Below are 23140 nucleotides of genomic sequence, written 5' to 3'. Positions count from 1 at the left end.
GATGACAGATGGGGAGGACCCTCCTCGTCATGTCATGCCCTGGGACTCGGGAGCCACACCCATGAGCACTGCCCCCCGTCTGACCGCCCTCGATGCGCTGCACCGCTCGCTCGGTGCGACCATGACCGACTTCGCGGGCTGGGACATGCCGCTGCGGTACGCCAGCGAGCGCGACGAGCACAACGCCGTGCGCACCAAGGCCGGCCTCTTCGACCTGTCCCACATGGGCGAGATCACGCTGACCGGCCCGGAGGCCGTCAAGGCGCTGGACTACGCGCTGGTCGGCAACATCTCCACCGTCGGCGTCGGCCGCGCCCGCTACACGCACATCTGTCAGGAGGACGGCGGGATCGTCGACGACCTGATCGTCTACCGCCTCGGCGAGACCGAGTTCATGGTCGTCGCCAACGCCTCCAACGCCCAGGTCGTCCTCGACGCCCTGACCGAGCGTGCCGCCGGCTTCGATACCGAGGTCCGCGACGACCGCGACGCGTACGCGCTGCTCGCGGTGCAGGGCCCGGAGTCCCCCGGCATCCTGGCCTCCCTGACGGACGCCGACCTGGACGGCCTCAAGTACTACGCCGGTCTGCCGGGCACCGTCGCGGGCGTGCCCGCGCTGATCGCGCGTACGGGCTACACCGGCGAGGACGGCTTCGAGCTGTTCGTCGCTCCCGAGCACGCCGTACAGCTGTGGGAGGCCCTGACCAAGGCCGGCGAGGGCGTCGGCCTGGTGCCGGCCGGCCTGTCCTGCCGCGACACCCTGCGCCTGGAAGCGGGCATGCCGCTGTACGGGCACGAGCTGACCACCTCCCTCACCCCGTTCGACGCGGGGCTGGGCCGGGTCGTGAAGTTCGAGAAGGAGGGGGACTTCGTCGGCCGCGCCGCGCTGGAGGCCGCCGCCGAGCGCGCCGCCACGAACCCGCCGCGCAAGCTGGTCGGTCTGGTCGCCGAGGGCCGCCGCGTCCCGCGCGCCGGCTTCCCGGTCGTCGCCGACGGCCAGGTCATCGGCGAGGTCACCTCCGGCGCCCCGTCCCCGACGCTGGGCAAGCCGATCGCGATGGCGTACGTGGACGCGGCGCACGCCGCGCCCGGCACCTCCGGCGTCGGCGTCGACATTCGCGGTACGCATGAGCCGTACGAGGTCGTGGCGCTGCCGTTCTACAAGCGGCAGAAGTAGCTCCGCACACGGCCGAGCCGTGCACGAGCCGTACGGGATCCCCGTCCGGCAGTGTCTCGGTACCCGAGACCACCGTTCGTATCCACTCCCCCGCATCCAGGAGAATCAGGCCATGAGCACCCCCGAGAATCTGCGTTACACCAAGGAGCACGAGTGGCTGTCGGACGCCGTCGACGGCGTCGCGACGGTCGGCATCACGGAGTTCGCGGCCAACGCGCTCGGTGACGTCGTCTACGCCCAGCTCCCCGAGGTCGGCGAGAGCGTGACCGAGGGCGAGACCTGTGGCGAGCTGGAGTCGACGAAGTCGGTCAGCGACCTGTACTCCCCCGTCACCGGTGAGATCGTCGAGTTCAACCAGGACGTCGTGGACGACCCGGCGCTCGTGAACACCGCCCCGTTCGAGGGCGGCTGGCTCTTCAAGGTGCGCCTCTCGGAGGAGCCGAAGGACACGCTGTCCTTCGAGGAGTACGCCAAGCTCACCGCCGGTAACTGACCCCAGGGGACCCTGATGTCTGTACTGAACACCCCTCTTCACGAGCTCGACCCGGACGTCGCCGCCGCCGTCGACGCCGAGCTCGTGCGCCAGCAGTCCACCCTGGAAATGATCGCGTCGGAGAACTTCGCTCCGGTCGCCGTCATGGAGGCCCAGGGTTCGGTCCTGACCAACAAGTACGCCGAGGGCTACCCGGGCCGCCGGTACTACGGCGGCTGCGAGCACGTCGACGTGGTCGAGCAGATCGCGATCGACCGCATCAAGGCGCTGTTCGGCGCCGAGGCCGCGAACGTCCAGCCGCACTCGGGTGCGCAGGCGAACGCCGCCGCGATGTTCGCGCTGCTGAAGCCGGGCGACACGATCATGGGCCTGAACCTGGCCCACGGCGGTCACCTGACCCACGGCATGAAGATCAACTTCTCCGGCAAGCTCTACAACGTGGTCCCGTACCACGTCGACGAGACCGGCGAGGTGGACATGGCCGAGGTCGAGCGCCTGGCCAAGGAGTCCAAGCCGCAGCTGATCGTCGCCGGCTGGTCCGCGTACCCGCGCCAGCTGGACTTCGCCGCCTTCCGCCGCATCGCGGACGAGGTCGGCGCGTACCTGATGGTCGACATGGCGCACTTCGCCGGCCTGGTCGCCGCGGGTCTGCACCCGAACCCGGTGCCGCACGCCCACGTGGTCACCACCACCACGCACAAGACCCTCGGCGGTCCGCGCGGCGGTGTCATCCTGTCGACGCAGGAACTGGCCAAGAAGATCAACTCCGCGGTCTTCCCCGGTCAGCAGGGCGGCCCGCTGGAGCACGTGATCGCAGCCAAGGCCGTCTCCTTCAAGGTCGCGGCCTCGCCGGAGTTCAAGGAGCGCCAGGAGCGCACCCTGGAGGGTGCGAAGATCCTCGCCGCCCGCCTGGTCCAGGACGACGTCAAGGCCGTGGGCGTGGACGTCCTCACCGGTGGCACCGACGTGCACCTGGTCCTGGTCGACCTGCGCAACTCCGAGCTGGACGGCCAGCAGGCCGAGGACCGCCTCCACGAGGTCGGCATCACGGTCAACCGCAACGCCATCCCGAACGACCCGCGGCCGCCGATGGTCACCTCGGGTCTGCGGATCGGTACGCCGGCGCTGGCCACCCGCGGTTTCGACGCCGAGGCCTTCACCGAGGTCGCCGAGATCATCGCGCAGGCGCTGAAGCCGACGTACGACGCCGAGGCCCTGAAGGCGCGCGTCTCCGCGCTCGCCGCGAAGTTCCCGCTGTACCCGTCGCTCTAGGCAACGGCTTGGGAAGGCCCGGCCTCGTCTCGCACAGGCCGGGCCTTTCCCGTGGTCCGGGGTGCGGTCCTCGACGTCGGGGCCGCGAAAGCCGCCGTACAGGTCGGCGTCACCGGGCCCCGCACGAACTGACGTACGCTGATGAACCGGGCAAGGGCGCCCACGAGGTGATCTTTGCCCGCAATCCCTGCAAAGTCCGCCCCTCCGTCGGCCGCCTCGCTACGCTGCGAGCGCGACTGGACGGTCCGTTCCCCGCCACCGCGGGGATGACCCGGGAGACCGCCAACGTGGCCATTTCCGTTTTCGATCTCTTCTCGATCGGCATCGGTCCGTCCAGCTCGCACACCGTCGGTCCGATGCGGGCCGCCCGCATGTTCGTGACGCGGCTGAAGAAGGACGGCGTGCTCGCCCAGACCGCCGCCGTGCGGGCCGAGCTCTTCGGCTCCCTCGGCGCGACCGGCCACGGACACGGCACCCCCAAGGCGGTGCTGCTGGGCCTGGAGGGGCACTCGCCCCGCACGGTGAACGTCGAGACGGCGGACGACGAGGTCGAGCGCATCCGCAAGAGCGGCCGGCTGCGGCTGATGGGCGCGGAGATAGGCGACGTCCACGAGATCGACTTCGACGAGCCGAACCAGCTGATCCTCCACCGCCGGCGCTCCCTGCCGTACCACGCGAACGGGATGACCCTCTTCGCGTACGACGCCGCCGGCGCCCCGCTGCTGGAGAAGACCTACTACTCGGTCGGCGGCGGCTTCGTCGTGGACGAGGACGCGGTCGGCGAGGACCGGATCAAGCTCGACGACACCGTGCTGAAGTACCCCTTCCGCTCCGGTGACGAGATGCTGCGCATGGCCCGGGAGAGCGGCCTGTCGATCTCGGCGATGATGCTGGAGAACGAGAAGGCCTGGCGCACGGAGGAGGAGATCCGCGAGGGCCTCCTGGAGATCTGGCGCGTCATGCAGTCCTGCGTCTCGCGCGGCATGTCCCGCGAGGGCATCCTGCCGGGCGGTCTGAAGGTCCGGCGCCGGGCCGCGAACACCGCCCGCAAGCTCCGCTCCGAGGGCGACCCGCTGGCGCTGTCGATGGAGTGGATCACCCTCTACGCGATGGCCGTGAACGAGGAGAACGCCGCCGGCGGCCGGGTGGTCACCGCCCCGACGAACGGCGCCGCGGGCATCATCCCGGCGGTCCTGCACTACTACGTGAACTTCGTGCCCGGCGCCGACGAGGACGGCGTGGTCCGCTTCCTGCTGGCGGCCGGCGCGATCGGCCTGCTGTTCAAGGAGAACGCCTCGATCTCCGGCGCCGAGGTCGGCTGCCAGGGCGAGGTGGGCTCGGCCTGCTCGATGGCGGCCGGCGCGCTGGCCGAGGTCCTCGGCGGCACCCCGGAGCAGGTCGAGAACGCGGCCGAGATCGGCATGGAGCACAACCTCGGCCTGACCTGCGACCCGGTCGGCGGTCTGGTGCAGATCCCCTGCATCGAGCGCAACGGCATGGCCGCGGTCAAGGCCGTCACCGCCGCCAAGATGGCGATGCGCGGCGACGGCACCCACAAGGTCTCCCTCGACAAGGTCATCAAGACCATGAAGGAGACGGGCGCCGACATGAAGGTCAAGTACAAGGAGACCGCCCGCGGCGGCCTCGCGGTCAACGTCATCGAGTGCTGATCACCGACGGCTGACGGCTGACGGCTGACGGAAGGGGCCCGGCGCGTGCGCCGGGCCCCTTCTCCGTCCGCCGGCGACGCCGACGCCCGGCCGGACCGGGACGGGGACGAGTGCGGGCACGAGGACGGGAACCGCGGGATCCGCTCGTGGCGTCCTCAGCTGTGCCACCAGTCCCCGTCTCTCAGGAATCGAGGGGACGTCATGATCCACGCACGTCTCCGGCAGATCGTGGCCCTGGCCTCCGGCGCTCTGCTCGCCGCCTGCCTCTCCTTCGCCGCACCTGCCTCGGCCGCCACGTCCACCGCCACCGCCCCTACCACCGCCACCGCCACCGCCACCGCCACCCAGAGCCAGACCCCGCTCGTCGTCGACGCCCGCTGGGGCGGGCACGCCACGTACGACCGGATCGTCATCGACCTGCAGGGGTACGTCCCCGAGGTGACCGTCACCCCCGTCCCGCAGCTGTTCTACGACGGGTCCGGCAAGCCCGTGCCGCTGGCCGGGACGTACTTCCTCCAGATCCGCTTCCACCCCGCCGCCGCGCACGACGACGCGGGCGGGAGCGTCTACCACGGGCCCAAGCTCCAGAAGATCTACCTCGGCAAGCTCAAGGGCCTCGCCCTGACCGGCGACTTCGAGGGGTACGTGACCCTCGGCGCCGCCTTCGACACCGTGCCGTACTACCGCGCCTACACCCTGCACTCCCCGGAGCGCTTCGTCGTGGACGTCTCGCACGTCACCCGGTGACGAGCGCAGTCGGCGCCGGCGGCGGTGACGGCCCGGGCCGTCACCGCCGCCAGAACAGGTGGTGCGTCACACCGCTCGGGCTGGGCACCACGTCGAGGTGGAACCGGTCGAGGAGCTCCTCGGGCGAGTCCCAGAGCCGTACCCCGGCCCCGATCTCCACCGGTGCGACCACCACGTGCAGCGTGTCGACGAGGTCCGCGTCGAGGAACTCCCGGATGGTGGTGGCCCCGCCGCCGAGCCTGACGTCCCTGCCCCCCGCCGCCTCCCGCGCCGCTGCGAGGACCGTGGCCGGGTCGGCCGAGACGAAGTGGAAGGTGGTGTCGGAGAGCGTGAACGACGGCCGCTCGTGGTGGGTCATGACGAACACCGGGGTGTGGAACGGGGGCTCGTCGCCCCACCAGCCGCGCCAGTCGTGGTCGGGCCAGGGCCCGCGCTGGGGCCCGAACTTGTTGCGGCCCATGATCTCGGCACCGATGTCGTGCGCGAAGTCCCGGGTGAAGTAGTCGTCGAGGCCCCGGCTGCCTCCGGGGTCGGTGCGGTGGGGCCAGCTCGCCGTGGCCCCGGCCCAGGCGAACATCTCCCCGGGATCGGCGTCGCCGAACGGCCGCTCCAGGCTCTGGTGCTCACCGGCGGCGAATCCGTCGCGCGAGACGGTGAAGTTCTGGACTCTCAGCAGTTGTTCCACGGCTTCCTCCTGCCTTGTCGACGAGGACGGTACCGGGACCGGGCTCAGCGGTGCTCGGGGTTGGGGAAGTCGAAGCGGCAGCCGGCGTCCCAGAGCGAGCGCTGGTTTCCGTGGGCCGGGATGCCGCCGGAGCGCTTGAGCAGGGCGGCCAGGTGCATGAGGTTCCAGGACATGAAGGTGGTGTTCCGGTTGGTGAAGTCGTTCTCGGGACCGCCCGAGCCGGGGTCGAGGTACGAGGGCCCGGGGCCGGCCTCGCCGATCCAGCCCGCGTCGGCCTGCGGTGGGATCGTGTAGCCGAGGTGCTGGAGGCTGTAGAGGACGTTCATCGCGCAGTGCTTGACCCCGTCCTCGTTGCCGGTGATCAGCGCGCCGCCGACCCGCCCGTAGTAGGCGTACTGGCCCTGCTCGTTCAGGAGGGAGGAGCAGGCGTAGAGCCGTTCGATGACCTGCTTCATGACGGAGCTGTTGTCGCCGAGCCAGATGGGGCCGCAGAGCACGAGGATGTCGGCGTCCATGATCTGGCTGTAGAGGACCGGCCACTGGTCGCTCTCCCAGCCGTGGTCGGTCATGTCCGGCCAGACGCCGGTCGCGATGTCGTGGTCGACGGCCCGGATGAGCGAGGTGCGGGCTCCGGCGGCTTCCATGACCGCCCGGCTCCTGTCGATCAGGCCCTCGGTGTTGCTGGTCTCGGGCGAGCGCTTGAGCGTGCAGTTCACGTACACGGCGGTGAGGTCTGGGTACTCGAAGTCGGCGGACACGCCCCCAGCCTGTGGACCGCCGGGACCGTCCGCCAGCCGACGGCGGCCGAACGGGGGTCGCCGCAAACCTAGGATGGCGCCATGTCCCTCCCGCACGCCATCCTCACCGCCCTCCTCGAGAAGCCCTCGTCCGGGCTGGAGCTGACCCGGCGGTTCGACAAGTCGATCGGGTACTTCTGGTCGGCGACGCACCAGCAGATCTACCGCGAGCTCGGGCGGCTGGAGGAGGCCGGGCTGATCCGGGCGCTGCCCAGCGAGGTGCCCGTGCGGGGGCAGAAGAAGGAGTACGAGGTGCTGCCCGACGGCAGTGCGGAGCTGGCGCGGTGGGTCCGCGAGAGCCAGGACCCGAAGCCGATGCGCGACCCGCTGCTGCTGCGGATCCGCGCGGCGGGCGTGGTGGGGCCGCAGGGGCTCGGCCCGGAGCTGCGGCGCCATCTGGACCTGCACCGGCGCCGGCTGGCGCAGTACGAGGCCATCGAGGAGAAGGACTTCCCGCCGGAGCGCGACGCCGTCGAGGACCGGCTGCGCCGGCTCGTCCTGCACGGCGGGATCGCCCTGGAGACGTTCTGGCTGCACTGGCTGGAGGAGGCCCTCGCGGAGGTCGAGGACATGTCGTCCGGGCCGGAGGCCTGACGCGGACGCACGCGCGCTCCCGCCCCGGCCGGCGGCGGGCCGGGTGCGCGGGGCGGGAGCGGGCGCGGAGGGACTACTTGTTCAGGGAGGCCCAGAACTCGTCGAAGCTGAGCAGGCCGTCGCCGTTCTCGTCCTTGGCGGCGATCACGGCGTCCGCGACGGCGGCGGTGACGAACGGGTCGCCCATGGCCGCCATGGCCGCCTTGAACTCCTCGGCCGTGACGAAGCCGTCACCGTTCACGTCGAACTTGCCGAACGTCGTCCGTGCGCTCTCGATGTCCGCCACTGGGTGTACTCCTTCTTGATGCCTGTTGACCGGCTCAGGGTAGCGGTCCCGCCGGGCGGGCCCCGCCGCGGGTCCCGTTCGGACGACAGAAAGAAATTCAATTACCCTTCCACAATGCGGAAGCGATAATTCCAGCCAACAAATCCGGCCCGCTCTTGTCACGCTCCGGGGCCACGGCATAACGTAACGGCATTGCCGCCACACCAGGAGCGCAGGGCTCCCAGGGACAAGCGGCAACAAGGGCGTTCACACAGGTGACGATCACAGCCGGCGCATCATTCGAAGTCCTGCCCTTCACCCGTACCTGCCGCCACATCCGGGAAGACGGCGACCACGTGCTCATCGGGGTGAGCCCCGGAAACAGCTACTTCAGTTCCGAGCGCGTCGCCGGCCTCGCCCAGTGGGCCACGACCTGCTTCGCCCAGGTCGACTTCGTCTACGCCGACCTCCACGTGGACCGGATGTTCGCCGCCTTCGGCTACACCCGCGAGCACGCGGAAAAGCGGGCCGCGAAGGAAATCAAGGCGGTCCGGCGGCGGATCCTCAAGGGCGTGGAGGGGTCCGGACCCGGACGGGCCGATATCCGCGTGCGCGCCTTGTCGGAGTTCCAGTCGAACCCCGTTTACCAACTGCTCCACCGTCGGATCCTGCATTTCCTGGAAACCGATGACGAATTCCGCAAGGGCTGCAAGGAGATGGCCCTGCACTTCGTCGGGTCCAAGGTGCCGGAAGGTGAATCGATCACGGACGAACAGTTGCAGGTCTGCTTCGATTACCTGGCGGCCGAGCTGCCGTTCTTCGTGGACACCCCGAGCATTCTCGACGTGCCGTCCTCGGTGGCGGCCTACCACGTCAGGATGCCGCTGACCGATGTCCTCTTCGCACGCGGCGGGGGCCTGCGCGCGACCCGCAACCAGGCGTACGCCGTCGTACGGCCCGAGCCCGCCGCATCCGAAAGCGCCACGGACCACGCACCGACCGGGGGGACCGCCGATGAGCGTCGAGCAGCTTGAGGACCGGGAGGACCGGGAGAGCCGGGAGGCCCGGCCGACCTCCGGGCGGGGTACGCCGACCCCTTCTCGGCGGCCCTGCACTGCCAGGTGCTCGGGGTCCCCTTCGCGGGCTGGCGCCGGCTGATGTCGGGGCTGGGCCTTCGCCTTCATGACCGCGCGCGAGCCGTTCGCCGACTCGGCCCTCAACTGGTACAAGGACGTGGGCTACTTCGCCGAGCGGCTGGGCGTCCAGCTCGCGCCGGCCCCCGAGGAGCGTACGGGGCTCCTCGGCAGGTTCGCCGGGCTGAAGGAGGCGGACCCGGAGTCGGCCCACCTGAGCGACGACATGTTCGCGACGGTCGCCGTGTCGCTGTTCGGCGCGGGCGCGGTCTCCACGTCGGCGTTCCTGACCCTCGCGGTCCTCGCGCTGCTCCAACGGCCGGAGCTGATCGGCCGGCTGCGCGGGCTGCGCCTCGCGGTGCCCGCCGAGAACCTCGTCTGGCGCACGGGCTTCATCAAGCGGCTTCCGGAGCTTCTTCCGGTCGCCTGGTAGTCCGTGGCCCGACGGGCCGGCGGCGGTGTCCCGGGAGTTGTGGGAGCCCCCGGGGCACCGTCGTCACATCCTTCGGCCGATGGGGGCGTCGGCTACCGGAAGATCCCGGTGTGGCCGAGCGAGTAGCGGCCGGGCTGCGGGTACACCGCGAGACCGTGCGGTCCACCGCCGACCGGGATCCGGGCGAGCTGCTTGCCGGTCGCGGTGTCGATCGCGTACACCTCGGAGTTGTAGCGGCCCGACAGCCACAGCACCTTGCCGTCGGCCGAGACCCCGCCCATGTCGGGGCTGCCGCCGTCCGGCAGGGTCCACTTCTTGGTGAGCTTGTTCTGGGGGAAGTTGTAGACCGAGATGGTGCCCTCGCCGCGGTTGGAGACGTACATCTCCTTGGAGTCGCGGCTCACGTACAGGCCGTGGCAGCCCTTCCCCGTGGGCAGCAGCTTGGGCGTCTCGAACTTGTCACCGCTGAGCACCCACATGCCGTGCGCCATCATGTCCGCGACGTAGAAGGTCTTCCCGTCCGGGGAGACCTTGACGTCCTGCGGCATGGCGCCCTCGAACGGCAGTTTCTGCTGGCCGATGACCTCCATCCGCTCGGTGTCGACCTTCAGCAGCTCGCCGGAGAACTCGCAGCTCACGATGAAGTAGCGGCCGTCGGCGGAGAAGTCCGCGTGGTTGACGCCGTAGCAGGTGACCGGGACCGTCTTGACGCGGTCCATGGTGTGCGGATCGCGGAAGACCAGCTCCTTGTCCATCGAGGCCATGACGATGGCGTACTTGCCGTTCGGCGTGAAGTACAGGTTGTACGGGTCGTGCACCTCGACGGGCTTTCCGGCCTCGCCGGTGGCCGGGTTGATCGGGGTGAGCGTGTGGCCGCGGTTGTTGTTGACCCACAGGGTCTTCATGTCCCAGGAGGGCACCACGTGCTGGGGCTGGACGCCGACCGGGATGGTGTCGATCACCTGGTAGGTGACCGGGTCGATGACGGACACCGTGTTGGAGGTGGTGTTCGGCACGTAGACGCGGGACGGGAAGTCCTTGACCACCGGGGAGAGCTTGTTCGGCCGGTCCGCCGCGTAGACGTCGTTCGGATCGAGGAGCGGCGGCATGCCGGGCAGGCCGGGCGGGAGGGCCGGCACGGCCTTGACGGGCTTGGCCGGGCCCTTGGTGCCGAGCGCCTCGGCGGGCCCCTTTCCGGCTGCTCCGCAGCCGGCCAGGGCGGCGAGGACCAGACCGGCCAGCAGCACGGTGACCTTCCGGGGAAGGCGGGTGGTGGTCATTGGGTCAGCAGCTCCGTGGTGGTCACCGCGCGCAGCTTGCGGCGCGCGAGTTCTTCGAGGAGGGGGGGCATCGCGTCGACCGTGTCCGCGTAGCCGAAGTGCAGGCTCACCACCGATCCGCCTTGGATCGTCCCGGTGACGGTGCGGATGACGGCCGCGGCGCCGGGCGAGGTGAAGTCGAGGGAGTCCACGTCGTACGAGAGGACGTGCGGGTAGCCGGCCCGCTGGGCCAGTGTCCGGACGAGCGGGGTCGCGTACTGGGTCTGGGAGGGCCGGAACCAGGTGCCGATGGAGCCGGTGAGCCGTTTGAGCCGCTGGGCGCAGCCGGTGATCTCGGCGTAGGCCTCCGCTTCGGGCAGGTCGTTGAGCGCGAGGTGCCGCTGGGTGTGGTTGCCGAGCTCGTGACCGCCGTCGAGGATGCGGCGGGCCATGTCCGGGTGGGCGTCGAGCCAGGTGCCGATCGCCAGCACGGTGACCCGCGCGCCGCCGCGTTCGGCCTCGGTCAGGACCGCCCGGGCGATGGCCGGGTCCCCGTTGCCGTGGAAGGTGAGGGCGACCCGGGGGCGGTCGCGCGGGCCGTGGCCGATCTCCACGGGCTGCCCGGGGAACCGGCGCGGGGCGGCGGCGGCCGCCTTGGCGGGGCGGTCGGGTCTGGCCGGACCGGGGGGCGGGGCGGAGGAGGCGGGGGCGGGGCGGCCCGGTCCGCAGGCGGCGGTGAGGCCGGCCGCGGCGGTCGCGGCCGCCCCGAGACCGGCCGCACGCAGGGCCCCGCGCAGGGCCGCGCGGCGGCCTGGTTGTGAGAGCACCTGCCCATTTAAGGGGTGGATGACCCGGAAGGTAATGATTGACCCAATTCGGTACGTCTACCCGAAGGGGCTGAACGGGTGGCCGATCCTCTATGTGATCAACGATTTACTCAGAGGTTCCGATAGTTATTCATAGATTGCGAGGCGAGTGGCCCATCTCACCTAGGATTTAGCTAGAAAGTCTTATGATTTGCACACTTATGTCCAAGTAGGGACTTTTGGCGTTTGGACCCTCGTCTGCCATAGTCGGAACCACGGCTTCCCCATTGACCCGAGCGAAGTCGCCACGCCGAGGATCACACCCCCTTCGATCCTCGGCGCACCCATGAAGCCCCCACACCGCCCCACCACGGCGAGCCGGGGGCTTCAGGCATTTCGTCGGCGCTCAGGCGCTCAGGCGCGCAGCCACTCAGGCGTTCTGGCGGTCGGCGACCCGCATCTCGAACCAGGTGATCTTCCCGCGCGGCAGCAGATCGGCGCCCCAGCGGTCGGACAGCTTGTCGACGAGGAAGAGGCCCCGGCCCGTGGTGTCGAGCTCGTGCACCGGCATCAGGCAGGGCAGTCCGCGCGAGGGATCGCGCACCTCCACCCGGATCCAGCCGCGCCGCCGCAGCATGCGTAACCCGAAGGAGCGGGCCCCGGTGTGCCGCACCGCGTTGCCGACGAGCTCCGAGACCAGCAGGACGGCGTGCTCGGCGATCTGCGGCGAGAGCCCCCACAGGCGGATCACCACGCACTGGGTGAGCCGGCGCGCCGTGCTCGCCGACTCCGGCATGGACGGCAGCGTCACTTCCGCCTCGGCCGGATTCCCGTACAACTCCAGCGCCTTGAGGCCCTGTTCGTCCTCAAGGGCCGCCGTGAGCCGTACCGCCGAAGCGCTGCCGCGCTGCCGCGGCTGTTCCACACCCTCCAGGCCCGCCATGCACCCATCATGGACGGCCGGCCTGCCCCTCCGGGCCGTTCCAGAGGAAAACACCCCCCGGATTCAACGAATCCAAGGGGGTGCCCCGTCATATGCGGGAGGCAACAAAAGTGCCTCCCTACCCAGTTTGACCTGCGGTGACACACCGCAGGGAAACGATCACGTTGAGTGGATCACCGTGGGGGCTTAAGACTGCCTTAAGGCCTGGCTAATCCACCCCCAGGGAGGACCGGCGCCGCGCTCAGACGAACTTCGCCTTGCCCGGGCCCTCTTCGACGAAGCTGCGCATGCCGCGCTCCCGGTCCTCGGTGGCGAACAGGCCCGCGAACCAGTTGCGTTCGATGGTCAGACCGGTGTCGATGTCGGCCTCCAGACCGGCGTCCACGCACTCCTTGGCGGCGCGCAGCGCCATCGCCGGACCCTGCGCCAGCCTGGCGGCCCAGGCGTGCGCCTGCTCGTACACCTCGGCGGCGGGCACGACGCGGTCGACCAGGCCCAGCGTGAGCGCCTCGTCGGCCTTGACCATGCGTCCGGTGAAGATGAGGTCCTTGGCCTTCGACGGGCCGACCAGCCGGGAGAGCCGCTGGGTCCCGCCCGCGCCCGGGATCAGGCCGAGCAGGATCTCGGGCTGGCCGAGCTTCGCGTTGTCGGCGGCGATCCGGTAGTCGGCGCACAGCGCGAGCTCACAACCGCCGCCCAGCGCATAGCCGGTGACGGCCGCGACGACCGGCTTGGGGATGCGGGCGACGGCGGTGAAGGCGTCCTGGAGCGCACGGGACCGGGCGACCATCGCCGCGTGGTCCATCGTCTGCATCTCCTTGATGTCCGCGCCCGCCGCGAACACCTTCTCGCCGCCGTAGATGACGACGGCGCGGACGTCGGCCCGGTCGGTCGCCTCCACCGCGAGCTCGCGCAGCCGGTCCTGGGTGGCGATGTCCAGGGCGTTCATGGGCGGCCGGTCCAGGCGGATGGTGCCGACGCCTTCGGAGACTTCGAGAGAGATGGTCATGCGGGCCAGGTTAGCCGCGGTTAACGCGAGCCGGCCCGGTGCTGTGTGTCACAGCACCGGGCCGGCTCACGGGGTACGGGACCCGCTTACTTGATCCACTCCGCCCAGTCCATGTTCCAGCCGTTGAGGCCGTTGTCCGGGGCGATCTGCTTGTCCTTGGAGTTCTTCACGATGACCACGTCACCGATCATGGACTCGTTGAAGAACCAGGCGGCGGGCTGGTTGCCGTCGCCGGCGCCGCGGACGTCCTTGAGGCCGACGCAGCCGTGGCTGACGTTCTCCGAGCCGAACGTGCCGGAGGAGGCCCAGTAGTTGCCGTGCACGAAGGTGCCCGAGTTCGACAGGCGCATCGCGTGCGGGACGTCGGAGATGTCGTACTCGCCGCCGAAGCCCACGGTCGCGCCGTTCATCCGGGTGACCTTGTACTTCTCGCTGATGACCATCTGCCCGTTGTAGGTGGTGGTCGAGGGGGCACCCGCGGTGATCGGCAGGTTCTTGATGACCTGGCCGTCGCGGACGACCTCCATGTGCTTCTCGCTCGCGTCGACCGTGGAGATCTGGGAGCGGCCGATCTTGAAGGTGACCGTACGGGTCTGCTTGCCGTAGACGCCCGGGCGGCCCTCGACGCCGTCGAGGGCGAGCTTCACGGTGACCGTGGTGCCCGCGGCCCAGTACTTCTCGGGGCGGAAGTCCAGGCGGTCGTTGCCGAACCAGTGGCCCTCGACCGGCACGGCCGGTTCGGCGGTCACGGTGATGGCCTTCTCGACGGCCTCGGGGTTGGTGATCCCACGGGAGAAGTTGATCGAGACCGGCATGCCCACGCCGACCTCCGCGCCGTCCTCCGGCGTGTAGTGGCCGACGAAGGTGTTGGTCGGCGTCAGGGTGGTGAAGGTGGTGTCCTTGGCGGACTCCCGGCCGGCCTCGTCCTTGGCGACCGCGTGCACCTTGTACTCGGTGGCGGAGGCCAGGTGACGGGCCGGCTCCCAGCTGGAACCGTCGTCGGCGAGCTTGCCCTCGACCGCGTTGCCCTTGGTGTCGGCGACGGTCACCGTGGTGAGCTTGCCGCCGCTGCTGGAGATCTTCAGGACGCCGCTGGTGGCGACCTCCTTGGCCCCGTCGTCGGGCTTGACGCTGACGACTGCCTTCGAGGCCTCGGTCCCGTTCTTGGCGCCGCCCCCGGCGTTGTCGCCTCCGCCGCCGCTGCCGTCACTCCCGCCACCGCCGCTGCACGCGGTGGTGAACAGCAGGGCCGCCCCCAGCAGAAGGGCCGGCAGGCCGGTGCGGGCGCGGCCGCGTATCGGCTGCAGGTTCACTCTTGTTCTCCCCATGTCCCCCGCGCGCGGACAGTCGCGCGCTTGTCGACAGGAAATCACATGGGCGGATCACGATGAGCCACGGTCTTGTCACCGTTCCGTCCCAACATGCTGATCAGCGGCCGGGTCGGTCGTCGGGGACGGTCTGCGGGAGGGTGGCGGGGGTCAGTCCTCGGTGCCCGGCTTGGTGCCCCACACGTACACCGCGTCGCCCTCGGTGAGGAGGTCCCAGAGGCGCGCCGCGTCCGGTTCGGTGAGGTTGACGCAGCCGGCCGAACCGCTGCTCCCGTAAAGGGAGTCGGGCGTGCCGTGCAGGGCCTGGCCCCCGTCGAAGAACTGCGCGTAGGGCATGGGAGCGTCGTACAGCGTGGAGACGTGGTCCTTGCTGCGCCAGTACACCTCGTGCCAGCCCGGCCGGGTCTCCTCGTAGTCGCGGCCGGTGCGGATGGGAACGGGCGGGAAGACGACGCGCTCGCCCCGCTGCACCCACAGGAGCTGACGGTCCATGTCCACGCACGTCACCCGGTGTTCGCGGACGGGGCAGTCGCCCGCGGCGTCGGGGTCCGGGCGGGCGGTCACGACGAGCATCGTGCGGTAGGTGGCCAGGCCCGCGTAACCGTCCGCGGGGTCGACGCCGTTCGCGCGCTGGAAGGCCCGGACCGCGGCGCAGTCCGCCGGGGACTGCACCCCGTCGACGGGCCGGCCCAGGTGGCCCTCCAGCTCCCGCTGGTAGGGGCCGGTGCCCGCCGCGCACGCGCCCTCCGGTTCCGCCGGGACGGCGGCCGCCGCGGACGGGTGCAGGGCCGCCAGGGCGAGCAGGGCGCCGACCGCCGCCGCCCGGACTGCCGGGCCGGTCCCCTGACGTGCGGCCATCGGCGCCTCCTCGGGCCTGCGGACTTGACGGTCGCAGCCCAGCCAACCCGCGGGGCGGGGGTCCGGCGCGCGCTGATGCGCCGGCGGGGTGAGGAGCTCACTCCACCGGCGCACCGGATCACGCTTCCACCGGGCCGGCGTCAGGCCCGGGGCCCCTGGGCGTCCTTCGGGTGCCCGGGGTGCCCGACGTCCTTCGGGTGCTTCGGGTACCGGCCCTTGCCGTGGTCGCCCTTGCCGTGATCACCCTTGCCGTGGCCGTGGTCGCCCTTGCCGTGACCACCCTTGCCCTTGCCCTTGCCGTGGCCGTCGCGCTCGTTCTGCAGGGTGACCACGAGCCGGCCCTCCGGCGTGGCGCCGTCCAGCCGGAGCGGTCCGGTCACCCGGTCCGCCGGCAGGGCGTAGCCCTCGGGCACCGCCGTCTCGACCAGGTAGTACCAGCCTTCGGGGAGCGGGCCGAAGTCGCAGACCCCGCCGCGGTCCGTGGCGCAGCCGTCGGCGACCCGCCGGTCGGCGTTGATGCCGCGCGTCTGGAGCCCGGCGGTGTCGTTGGTCTCCTGCCACAGCTCGAACACCGCGCCGCGCAGCGGCCGTCCGGTCTTGGCGTCCTGCTTCACGATCCGGATGGAGCCCTCGTCCTCCTCGCTCCGCGCGTTCGGGACGGCGACCTCGATGCCGTCCGTCACGTCGCCCTCGTCCAGGTCGAAGCGGGTGACCGGGTCCGCGGGCGGTTCGTAGCCGGCCGGGACGGCGGTCTCGCGCCAGTAGTACGTCCCGCCGACCGGCAGCTCGACGGTGCAGGTGCCCCGGGCGTCGGTCTCGCAGGCGACGTCCAGCAGGGTGTCGCCCCCGGGTGTGACGGGCTGGAGCCCCTCGATGGCGTTGCTCTCCCGCCACAGCTCGAAGCGTGCGCCGGGCAGGGGCCGGCCGGTGGCCGCGTCGGTCTTGCGCAGCACCACCCGCGCGTCGTCCGGCGGCTGCGGGGTCCGCCGGTTGTCCGCCTCGTACCGGACGCCGGCCGCGGCGTTCTCGGCGGTCAGCGTCACCGTGTGGACCCTCTCGGCCGGCAGCTCGTAGCCGGGGGGCGCCTGCGTCTCGCGCCAGTAGTACGTGCCGAGCGCGACGGTCTCCTCGCAGAGTCCGCTCGCCCGCGTGGTGCACTCGGCGACGCGGGTGTCGGCGTCCGCTCCGCCGCCGGTCTGCAGGCCGGCGGTGCCGTTGGTCTCCCGCCACAGCTCGAAACGGGCCCCGGCGAGCGCTGCGCCCGTCGCCCCGTCCCGCTTGAGGACCGAGAGGGAGCCGGTGACCGGGGCCGGGCCCGCGCAGTCGGGCAGGTCGCCGTTGAAGGGGTAGGCGTGGAACTCCTGGCCGCCGCCCCCGGCCGTCGCGCTGCCGTGGGTGACGGATCCGGTGGTGAGGAAGCGGCCGTTGATGCCGGGCAGCGTGACCGTGGTCTCGGAGGTCTGCTGCCCCATCAGGAAGCTGCCCTGGAACTGGCCGCCGCCGGTCAGGCGCACGGTGGTGGCGTCGGGGAAGTTCCACAGGAGGCGGTCGCGGTAGGCGTTCAGCGGGTCGGTGTCCTGGAGGCCGCCGCTGTAGGTGTTGATCGTCCGGTCGGTGCCCAGGACGTTCACCAGGACGGTGGCGGTGTCCGGGATCCGGGCGAACCGGATGCCCTGCTGGCCGCCCCCGTCGCCCACCAGGTCCGCGTTCACGTTGAAGACCTGGAGCGGGGAGGATCCGTCGCCGGTGAAGACCGTCTCGTAGCGGTTGTTGACGGCGGTTCCGGTGGCCGGGCGCGGCTGCCCGTCGACCCGGGCGTAGCACTGGCTGGCGGCGCTGAGCCGCTCGCGCAGTCCCGCGTACGGGGTGACCGCGTCGGGGTCGTGGACCAGGCGGCCGGACACCCTGCCGGTGACCGGGCCCGCGTGGCGGACCACACCGCCGTCGGCGAGCAGGCGCTCGTCCGGGGGGACGGTGATCGCGCCGCCGGTGGTGAGGAAGTCGGCTCCGTCCGGCGGCGGCACGAGCGATCCGGCGCCGACGATCCCGACGTTGTAGCGGCTGTCGCCGCCCGCCGCCTTGTCCTGGTCGAAGTCGCCGAGGACGACGAGGCGGCCCTCGGCCTCGGAGGCGCTCCCCCGGACCCGGAAGTCGCCCCCCGCGAAGATGTTGATGCCGTTGTCCCGGCCCCGCAGTACGCCGTCGCTGTGGATGGGCGGGTACGGGTCCGGGCAGCGGCCCGGGACGCAGGGGCCCAGTCCGTCGGGCAGCGGGGCCCGGGCGGCCGCGGCCGGCCGGCCGGCGCCGGGGCCCGCGCCCGGGTCCGCGGCGAGGGCCGTGGGGGCCGCGGCGGCCAGCACGGCCCCGATCGCGAGCCCGAGGGTCCAGTTCCTTGCTGACATGACGCTCCGTCCGTTCCCGGCTGCCCTGATTGCCCTGACAGGCTGGGGGCCGGGCGTCGGCGGACGGGGCTCGGACACTCTCCGCTACGTCATTCCGATCACACGAGTCACCCGTACGGCGTCGCCGTGCGGTGTTCAGACGATGGCGGAGCCGGCGACCCAGTCCGCCCAGGACATGTTCCAGCCGCCCAGGCCGTTGTCGGGGGCCACCGTCTTGTCCTGTGAGTTGACGACCTCCACCACGTCGCCGATCAGGGTCCGGTCGAAGAACCAGCCGGCGGGGGTGTCGGAGCCGCCGCCCTTGTCGTCGCGCAGGCCCACGCAGCCGTGGCTCACGTTGGTCGTGCCGAAGGTGTCGGGGCTGGACCAGTAGTTCCCGTGCAGGAAGGTTCCCGAGGCGGTGAGCCGCATGGCGTGCGGGACGTCGGGGATGTCGTACTCGCCGCCGAAGCCGACGGTCTGGCCGTTCATCCGGGTGACGTCGAAGAGCTCCATCACCACCATCTTCCCGTTGTAGGTGGTGGTCTTGGGCGCCCCGGCGCTGATCGGCAAGGTCGACAGCAGCTCCCCGTCCCGGCGGACCTCCATGCTGTGCGTGGCGGCGTCCACCTTGGAGATCTGGGAGCGGCCGACGGTGAAGGTGACGGTCTTGGACTGGATGCCGTACGAACCGGCCGCGCCCTCGACGTCGCGCAGGTCCATCTTCACGGTGACCTTGGTGCCGGACTTCCAGTACTCCTTGGGCCGGAAGTCGAGCCGGTCCTTGCCGAACCAGTGGCCGACGACCTGGACGGCCGGGTCGGAGGTGACGGTGATGGCCCGTTCCACTTCCGCGCGGCGTTCGATCGCGCGGTTGAACTTGAAGGAGACGATCATGCCGGTGCCGACGGTGGAGCGGTTCTCGGGCTTGAAGTAGCCGATGAACCGCTCCTCGGGAACGTAGGTGGTGAAGGTGGTGTGCCGGGCCTGGCGGCGGTTGTGGCCGTCGAGGGCGACGGCGTCCACGGTGTACTTGGCCGCGAGCGCGAGCCGGCCGGAGTCGAGGTCGGGGCTCCAGCTGAGTCCGTCGTCGGCGATGGCGCCGGGGACCTCCTCCTGCTGCGCGTCCTCCACCTTGGTGACGACGACCCGCTCCAGCCGGCCCTCGGGCACGCTGACCACCAGCCGCGCGTCGGCGGGGACTCCCTTGGCGTTGTCGTCGGGGGTGATGCGGATGGCCTCGTCCGGCGAGCGGGGTTTGCCGGGCAGCTGGATCTCGACGGGCGATTTGCCGTCCTTGGTGCATCCGGCCAGCCCGCCCAACAGGCCCGCCCATGCCGCCACGGCGGCCAAGCCCGCCCCTGCCCGCCTCGTCAGAAGTGTCACGATCCCTCCAACGACGCGGCCCCTCCGGGGGAAACGTGGGCGCGCGCGACGTTCCGGGCGGAACAGTCCGGGCAGAACAGTGTGAAGGACCAGACGGGGGCGGGCCCGGGCCGGGACGCCGGGGCCGCACTCCCCACCCCCGCAGGTACCCAGGAGCCGTGGAGGCGGGCAGTGTCGAGCGCAGCCGAGCAAGAGGCGGTGGAAGCCGTCGGCAACGCCGTCGATGCGGTGCGGGGCGGCCAGACCGCGCCCGCACCGCGGGTCGACGGACATCCGAACGGCCATCCGAACGGTCGGCCGAACGGCCATCCGGGCGGCCATCCGAACGGTCAGTCGAACGGCCAGGTCAAGGGGCAGGTGTTACGCGTCCACACGCGCCCGGGGCCACCGGTGTGGCCGGGGTCCTCGCATCCCCTGGGGGCCCGGTTCCACCAGGGGCCGGAGGGGACGGCGGGCACCAACTTCGCCCTGTGGGCGCAGGGCGCGGAGGCGGTGGAGCTGTGCCTGTTCGACTCCGAGGGCGGCGAGACGCGCTGCCCGCTCACCGAGCTCACGCACGAGATCTGGCACGGTTTCGTGCCGGGCGTGCGCCCCGGTCAGCGGTACGGGTTCCGGGTGCACGGGCGCTGGGACCCCTGGACCGGCGCCCGGTTCAATCCGGCGAAGCTGCTCCTGGACCCGTACGCGCGGGCCGTCGACGGGGACTTCACCCTGCCGCCGGAGGTGTACGGGCACGTCCGGGACTGGCCGCAGCAGTACATCGCGGACACCGTGCGCGACGACCGGGACTCGGCGCCGTTCGTCCCGAAGGGCGTGGTCGTCCACGATGACGACGACTGGGCGGACGACGTCCGGCCGAAGACCCCGTGGGCCGACTCGGTGATCTACGAGCTGCACGTGCGCGGGTTCACGATGCGCCATCCGGGTGTTCCCGAGGAGCTGCGCGGTACGTACGCGGGGCTCGCCCACCCGGCGGCGGTGGAGCACCTGACGAAGCTGGGGGTCACGGCAGTCGAGCTGCTGCCGGTGCACCAGTTCGCGCACGAGGACCACCTGCTGCGCCGGGGGCTGCGCAACTACTGGGGCTACAACTCCATCGGCTACTTCGCCCCGCACGCGGGCTACTCGGCGTCCGGGACCGCCGGGCAGCAGGTCGGGGAGTTCAAGCGGATGGTGCGGGCCCTGCACGCGGCCGGGATCGAGGTGATCCTCGACGTGGTCTACAACCACACGGCGGAGGCCGGTGAGCTGGGTCCGACCCTGTCGCTGCGCGGGATCGACAACCGGGGTTACTACCGGCTCCAGTCCGACCAGCGCCGCTACGCCGACTACACGGGCTGCGGGAACACCCTGCACGCCGGTCGCCCGCACGTGCTGCGCCTCATCACGGACTCGCTGCGCTACTGGGTGACGGAGATGGGGGTGGACGGCTTCCGCTTCGACCTGGCGGCGGCGCTGGCCCGTTCGATGCACGACGTGGACATGCTGTCCCCGTTCCTGGCGGTGATCGCCCAGGATCCGGTGCTGCGGCGGGTGAAGCTGATCGCCGAGCCGTGGGACGTGGGTTCGGGCGGCTACCAGGTGGGTGCGTTCCCCCCGTTGTGGACGGAGTGGAACGACCGCTACCGCGATGCCGTACGGGACTTCTGGCGGGGCGCGCTGCCCGACGTACGGGACCTCGGGTACCGGCTCTCGGGGTCGAGCGACCTGTACGCCTGGGGCGGCCGGCGCCCGTACGCCTCGGTGAACTTCGTGACCGCGCACGACGGTTTCACCCTGCGGGACCTCGTGTCCTACGAGCGCAAGCACAACGAGGACAACGGTGAGGCGAACCGGGACGGGACCAACGACAACCGCTCGTGGAACTGCGGGGAGGAGGGCGGGAGCGAGGACGCCCGGGTGGCCGCGCTGCGCCGTCGCCAGCTGCGCAACCTGCTGACCACCCTGCTGCTGTCGACGGGGGTGCCGATGCTGGTGGCGGGCGACGAGTTCGGGCGCACGCAGGGCGGCAACAACAACGCCTACTGCCAGGACAACGAGACGGGGTGGGTGGACTGGTCGCTGCTGGAGGACCCGGCGTGGCGGGAGCTGTGCGCGCTGACGCAGCGGCTGATCTCGCTGCGGCAGGCGCATCCGGTGCTGCGGCGGCGGGCGTTCTTCTCGGGGCGGCCGCAGGGGGCGGACGGGCTGCGGGACCTGGCCTGGTTCACGCCGGCGGGCACGGAGATGACGGAGCGGGACTGGTACGCGCCGGCCGCCGCGCTGGGGATGTACCTGTCGGGTCGGGACATCCCGGGCCGTGACGAGCGGGGCCGGCAGGTGACGGACGACAGCTTCCTCGCGCTGCTGCACACCGGGGACCGGCCGCTGGCCTGGGTCCTGCCGGGGGCGCCGTGGGCCCAGGCCTACGAGCTGGTCCTGGACACCTCCCTGGAGGACCAGTCCGAGGCGCCCCGCACCCGTCACCGCGGCGGGGGGACCCTGACGGTCCCGGCCCGCTCGGTCCTGCTGCTGCGGGTCTGCGGGTCCGCGGGCGGGGGGCCGTCCGCGGGCGGGGGGCCGTCCGCGTGAGGTGGCGGCGGCCCGCGGCCCGGCGCGCCGCCGCCTCCGGAGGTGACCGGACACCCGGAAGGGCTCTCCCGTTCCCCCTGCGATGATGTGTTCGACATCTTTCTGAGGGGGTCCTGCATGGGCAGAGTCAACACCGCGCTGCAGGAACTGCGCGGGGCGCAGAAGTCGGCGAAGGGGGTGTCGCTGTATTCGCGGTTCGTCAACCGGCCCGCCGGGCGGTACCTGGCCGCCGGTTCGTACGCGCTCGGGCTCACCCCGAATCAGGTGACGCTGGTCAGCGCCGCCTTCAGCTTCGCCGCCGTGGCGGCGGTCGCCCTGTGCGCGCCCTCGTGGGCGCTGGGGATCGCGGTGTGGGCGGCGCTCGCCGTCGGCTTCGCCTTCGACTCCGCGGACGGGCAGCTGGCCCGGCTGCGCGGGGGTGGCAGCGCGGCCGGCGAGTGGCTGGACCACGTCGTGGACGCGGCCAAGCTCACGGCGCTGCACGCGTGCGTGCTGATCGCCTTCTACCGGTTCCCCGAGGAGTACGGGACGACGGCCGACGGCTGGCTGCTGGTGCCGCTGGGCTTCCAGTTCGCCGCCGTCGTCACCTTCTTCGGCGGGCTGCTGACGGAGAAGCTCAAGCCGAAGCCGGCCCCGGGCAGCCCCGCCGCGGCCCCCTCGACCGTGCGCGCGGTGGCCCTGCTGCCCGTGGACTACGGGGTGTTCTGCGTGGTGTTCCTGCTGCTCGGCGGCGGGAGGCTGTTCGCCTGGGCCTACGCCGGGCTGGGCGTGGTCGCCGGGCTGTTCCTGCTGGCGTTCCTCGCGAAGTGGTTCCGGGAGCTCAGCGCCGTTCCCCGGTGACCTGACCGGGGAGGGCGGCAGGTTCCGCGAGCGCGTCCAGCGCCCGGCGCAGCTGGGTGCTGGACGTGTGCACGGTGTAGGGGAAGTAGACGACGTCGACGCCGTGGGCGGCGAAGTCCTTCTCCAGCCGCTCGCCCTTGGGCGTGCCGCGCCAGTCGTCGCCCTTGAAGATGACGTCGAAGCGGACCTGCTTCCAGGTCTCCACCTTGTCCGGGACGGTCTCCACGAAGGCGGCGTCCACGTACTTCACGCTGCGGACGATCTCCAGCCGCTCGACGAGCGGGATCATCGGGCGGCGCCCCTTGGCGAGTTCGGCCATCTCGTCGGAGACCACCCCGGCGACGAGGTAGTCGCAACGGCTGCGGGCGTGGCGAAGGATGTTCAGATGCCCGATGTGGAACAGATCGTAGGCTCCCGGTGCGTAGCCGACTCGGTACGGTCTACGCGCCGGCGCGCCAAAGTCGGACATGTCGAGCTCCGTCATCTGTTATCC

The 23140-nt window shown here is 71.2% G+C and carries 22 protein-coding genes; 10 read left to right on the top strand and 12 right to left on the bottom strand.

The window, feature by feature from the left end:
- The first annotated feature begins 61 nt into the window (after nt 1–61).
- From gcvT to ACFYP3_RS00755, 5 genes are all read left to right on the top strand, one after another.
- Complete coding sequence (gene gcvT / locus ACFYP3_RS00775; protein ID WP_388824620.1) at nt 62–1177, top strand: glycine cleavage system aminomethyltransferase GcvT; 1116 nt, start codon at nt 62–64, stop codon at nt 1175–1177.
- Nucleotides 1178–1289: 112 nt separating this feature from the next.
- The gene (gene gcvH, locus ACFYP3_RS00770) at nt 1290–1670 is read left to right on the top strand and encodes a glycine cleavage system protein GcvH (protein WP_388824617.1); all 381 of its coding nucleotides are present in this window, start codon (nt 1290–1292) and stop codon (nt 1668–1670) included.
- A 15-nt stretch (nt 1671–1685) separates the two neighbouring features.
- Nucleotides 1686–2942 carry a serine hydroxymethyltransferase gene (glyA, locus tag ACFYP3_RS00765; RefSeq protein WP_388824614.1) on the top strand — a complete coding sequence of 419 codons (1257 nt, stop codon included), beginning with the start codon at nt 1686–1688 and terminating at the stop codon, nt 2940–2942.
- A gap of 287 nt (nt 2943–3229) precedes the next feature.
- Nucleotides 3230–4612, top strand: coding sequence for an L-serine ammonia-lyase (locus ACFYP3_RS00760; RefSeq protein WP_388824611.1), 1383 nt, complete (start codon nt 3230–3232; stop codon nt 4610–4612).
- 201 nt (nt 4613–4813) lie between these two features.
- Nucleotides 4814–5359: a hypothetical protein gene (locus ACFYP3_RS00755; protein ID WP_388824609.1), complete on the top strand. Its 546-nt coding sequence runs from the start codon at nt 4814–4816 to the stop codon at nt 5357–5359.
- A 40-nt stretch (nt 5360–5399) separates the two neighbouring features.
- Here ACFYP3_RS00755 and ACFYP3_RS00750 read toward each other — a convergent pair whose 3' ends face one another.
- A complete protein-coding gene (locus ACFYP3_RS00750) occupies nt 5400–6044 on the bottom strand; it encodes a dihydrofolate reductase family protein (RefSeq protein WP_388824606.1) in 645 nt (214 codons plus the stop codon).
- A gap of 44 nt (nt 6045–6088) precedes the next feature.
- Entirely contained in the window at nt 6089–6802 is a 714-nt protein-coding gene (locus ACFYP3_RS00745; RefSeq protein WP_388824603.1) for a flavodoxin family protein, read from the bottom strand.
- An 81-nt stretch (nt 6803–6883) separates the two neighbouring features.
- On the opposite strand from ACFYP3_RS00745, the gene ACFYP3_RS00740 reads away from it, so the two are divergent.
- Entirely contained in the window at nt 6884–7435 is a 552-nt protein-coding gene (locus tag ACFYP3_RS00740) for a PadR family transcriptional regulator (protein WP_388824600.1), read from the top strand.
- 73 nt (nt 7436–7508) lie between these two features.
- Here ACFYP3_RS00740 and ACFYP3_RS00735 read toward each other — a convergent pair whose 3' ends face one another.
- Entirely contained in the window at nt 7509–7721 is a 213-nt protein-coding gene (locus ACFYP3_RS00735; protein WP_365470001.1) for an EF-hand domain-containing protein, read from the bottom strand.
- A gap of 254 nt (nt 7722–7975) precedes the next feature.
- Between ACFYP3_RS00735 and ACFYP3_RS00730 the strand changes: the two genes are divergently transcribed.
- Nucleotides 7976–8734, top strand: coding sequence for a tRNA-dependent cyclodipeptide synthase (locus ACFYP3_RS00730; protein WP_388824597.1), 759 nt, complete (start codon nt 7976–7978; stop codon nt 8732–8734).
- A 148-nt stretch (nt 8735–8882) separates the two neighbouring features.
- Nucleotides 8883–9266: a hypothetical protein gene (locus tag ACFYP3_RS00725; protein ID WP_388824594.1), complete on the top strand. Its 384-nt coding sequence runs from the start codon at nt 8883–8885 to the stop codon at nt 9264–9266.
- A gap of 92 nt (nt 9267–9358) precedes the next feature.
- Here the strand turns inward: ACFYP3_RS00725 and ACFYP3_RS00720 are convergent, their stop codons facing one another.
- The 8 genes from ACFYP3_RS00720 to ACFYP3_RS00685 form a co-directional block, all read right to left on the bottom strand.
- Nucleotides 9359–10546 carry a YncE family protein gene (locus tag ACFYP3_RS00720; RefSeq protein ID WP_388824591.1) on the bottom strand — a complete coding sequence of 396 codons (1188 nt, stop codon included), beginning with the start codon at nt 10544–10546 and terminating at the stop codon, nt 9359–9361.
- Complete coding sequence (locus tag ACFYP3_RS00715; RefSeq protein WP_388824588.1) at nt 10543–11352, bottom strand: polysaccharide deacetylase family protein; 810 nt, start codon at nt 11350–11352, stop codon at nt 10543–10545. The genes ACFYP3_RS00720 and ACFYP3_RS00715 overlap by 4 nt, the downstream gene beginning before the upstream one ends.
- Nucleotides 11353–11761: 409 nt before the next feature.
- Nucleotides 11762–12274, bottom strand: coding sequence for an ATP-binding protein (locus ACFYP3_RS00710; RefSeq protein WP_319723615.1), 513 nt, complete (start codon nt 12272–12274; stop codon nt 11762–11764).
- A gap of 241 nt (nt 12275–12515) precedes the next feature.
- Nucleotides 12516–13283, bottom strand: coding sequence for an enoyl-CoA hydratase-related protein (locus ACFYP3_RS00705; RefSeq protein ID WP_351294952.1), 768 nt, complete (start codon nt 13281–13283; stop codon nt 12516–12518).
- Nucleotides 13284–13369: 86 nt separating this feature from the next.
- On the bottom strand, nt 13370–14596 hold the full coding sequence (locus tag ACFYP3_RS00700; protein ID WP_388824584.1) for an Ig-like domain-containing protein: 1227 nt from the start codon (nt 14594–14596) through the stop codon (nt 13370–13372).
- Between the two features lie 165 nt (nt 14597–14761).
- A complete protein-coding gene (locus tag ACFYP3_RS00695; RefSeq protein WP_388824581.1) occupies nt 14762–15469 on the bottom strand; it encodes a L,D-transpeptidase family protein in 708 nt (235 codons plus the stop codon).
- Nucleotides 15470–15609: 140 nt separating this feature from the next.
- Nucleotides 15610–17871 (bottom strand): choice-of-anchor A family protein, encoded by a 2262-nt coding sequence (locus ACFYP3_RS00690; RefSeq protein WP_388824578.1) that lies wholly within the window; start codon nt 17869–17871, stop codon nt 15610–15612.
- Nucleotides 17872–18006: 135 nt separating this feature from the next.
- Nucleotides 18007–19227, bottom strand: a complete 1221-nt coding sequence (locus ACFYP3_RS00685; protein ID WP_388825212.1) for an Ig-like domain-containing protein — start codon at nt 19225–19227, stop codon at nt 18007–18009.
- A 366-nt stretch (nt 19228–19593) separates the two neighbouring features.
- Between ACFYP3_RS00685 and glgX the strand changes: the two genes are divergently transcribed.
- Complete coding sequence (glgX, locus tag ACFYP3_RS00680) at nt 19594–21807, top strand: glycogen debranching protein GlgX (protein ID WP_388825209.1); 2214 nt, start codon at nt 19594–19596, stop codon at nt 21805–21807.
- Nucleotides 21808–21924: 117 nt separating this feature from the next.
- A complete protein-coding gene (locus ACFYP3_RS00675; protein WP_388824575.1) occupies nt 21925–22647 on the top strand; it encodes a CDP-alcohol phosphatidyltransferase family protein in 723 nt (240 codons plus the stop codon).
- Here the strand turns inward: ACFYP3_RS00675 and ACFYP3_RS00670 are convergent.
- A complete protein-coding gene (locus ACFYP3_RS00670) occupies nt 22628–23116 on the bottom strand; it encodes an adenylyltransferase/cytidyltransferase family protein (RefSeq protein ID WP_388824572.1) in 489 nt (162 codons plus the stop codon). The two genes, ACFYP3_RS00675 and ACFYP3_RS00670, sit on opposite strands and share 20 nt — an antisense overlap.
- Nucleotides 23117–23140 lie beyond the last annotated feature (24 nt).

Origin of the sequence: Streptomyces sp. NPDC005533 (genome assembly GCF_042871845.1) — a bacterium.
Taxonomy (GTDB): Bacteria; Actinomycetota; Actinomycetes; order Streptomycetales; family Streptomycetaceae; genus Streptomyces.
The sequence above is the reverse complement of the archived record's forward strand: the minus strand, read 5'-3'. Positions and strand labels throughout refer to the sequence as shown.

Coding starts and splice junctions, on each gene's coding strand:
- ACFYP3_RS00710 (WP_319723615.1), bottom strand. CDS start 12,274: ATGGCGGGCCTGGAGGGTGTGGAACAGCCGCGGCAGCGCGGCAGCGCT.
- ACFYP3_RS00725 (WP_388824594.1), top strand. CDS start 8,883: ATGACCGCGCGCGAGCCGTTCGCCGACTCGGCCCTCAACTGGTACAAG.
- ACFYP3_RS00695 (WP_388824581.1), bottom strand. CDS start 15,469: ATGGCCGCACGTCAGGGGACCGGCCCGGCAGTCCGGGCGGCGGCGGTC.
- ACFYP3_RS00670 (WP_388824572.1), bottom strand. CDS start 23,116: ATGTCCGACTTTGGCGCGCCGGCGCGTAGACCGTACCGAGTCGGCTAC.
- ACFYP3_RS00705 (WP_351294952.1), bottom strand. CDS start 13,283: ATGACCATCTCTCTCGAAGTCTCCGAAGGCGTCGGCACCATCCGCCTG.
- gcvT (WP_388824620.1), top strand. CDS start 62: ATGAGCACTGCCCCCCGTCTGACCGCCCTCGATGCGCTGCACCGCTCG.
- ACFYP3_RS00690 (WP_388824578.1), bottom strand. CDS start 17,871: ATGTCAGCAAGGAACTGGACCCTCGGGCTCGCGATCGGGGCCGTGCTG.
- gcvH (WP_388824617.1), top strand. CDS start 1,290: ATGAGCACCCCCGAGAATCTGCGTTACACCAAGGAGCACGAGTGGCTG.
- glyA (WP_388824614.1), top strand. CDS start 1,686: ATGTCTGTACTGAACACCCCTCTTCACGAGCTCGACCCGGACGTCGCC.
- ACFYP3_RS00740 (WP_388824600.1), top strand. CDS start 6,884: ATGTCCCTCCCGCACGCCATCCTCACCGCCCTCCTCGAGAAGCCCTCG.
- ACFYP3_RS00675 (WP_388824575.1), top strand. CDS start 21,925: ATGGGCAGAGTCAACACCGCGCTGCAGGAACTGCGCGGGGCGCAGAAG.
- ACFYP3_RS00755 (WP_388824609.1), top strand. CDS start 4,814: ATGATCCACGCACGTCTCCGGCAGATCGTGGCCCTGGCCTCCGGCGCT.
- ACFYP3_RS00720 (WP_388824591.1), bottom strand. CDS start 10,546: ATGACCACCACCCGCCTTCCCCGGAAGGTCACCGTGCTGCTGGCCGGT.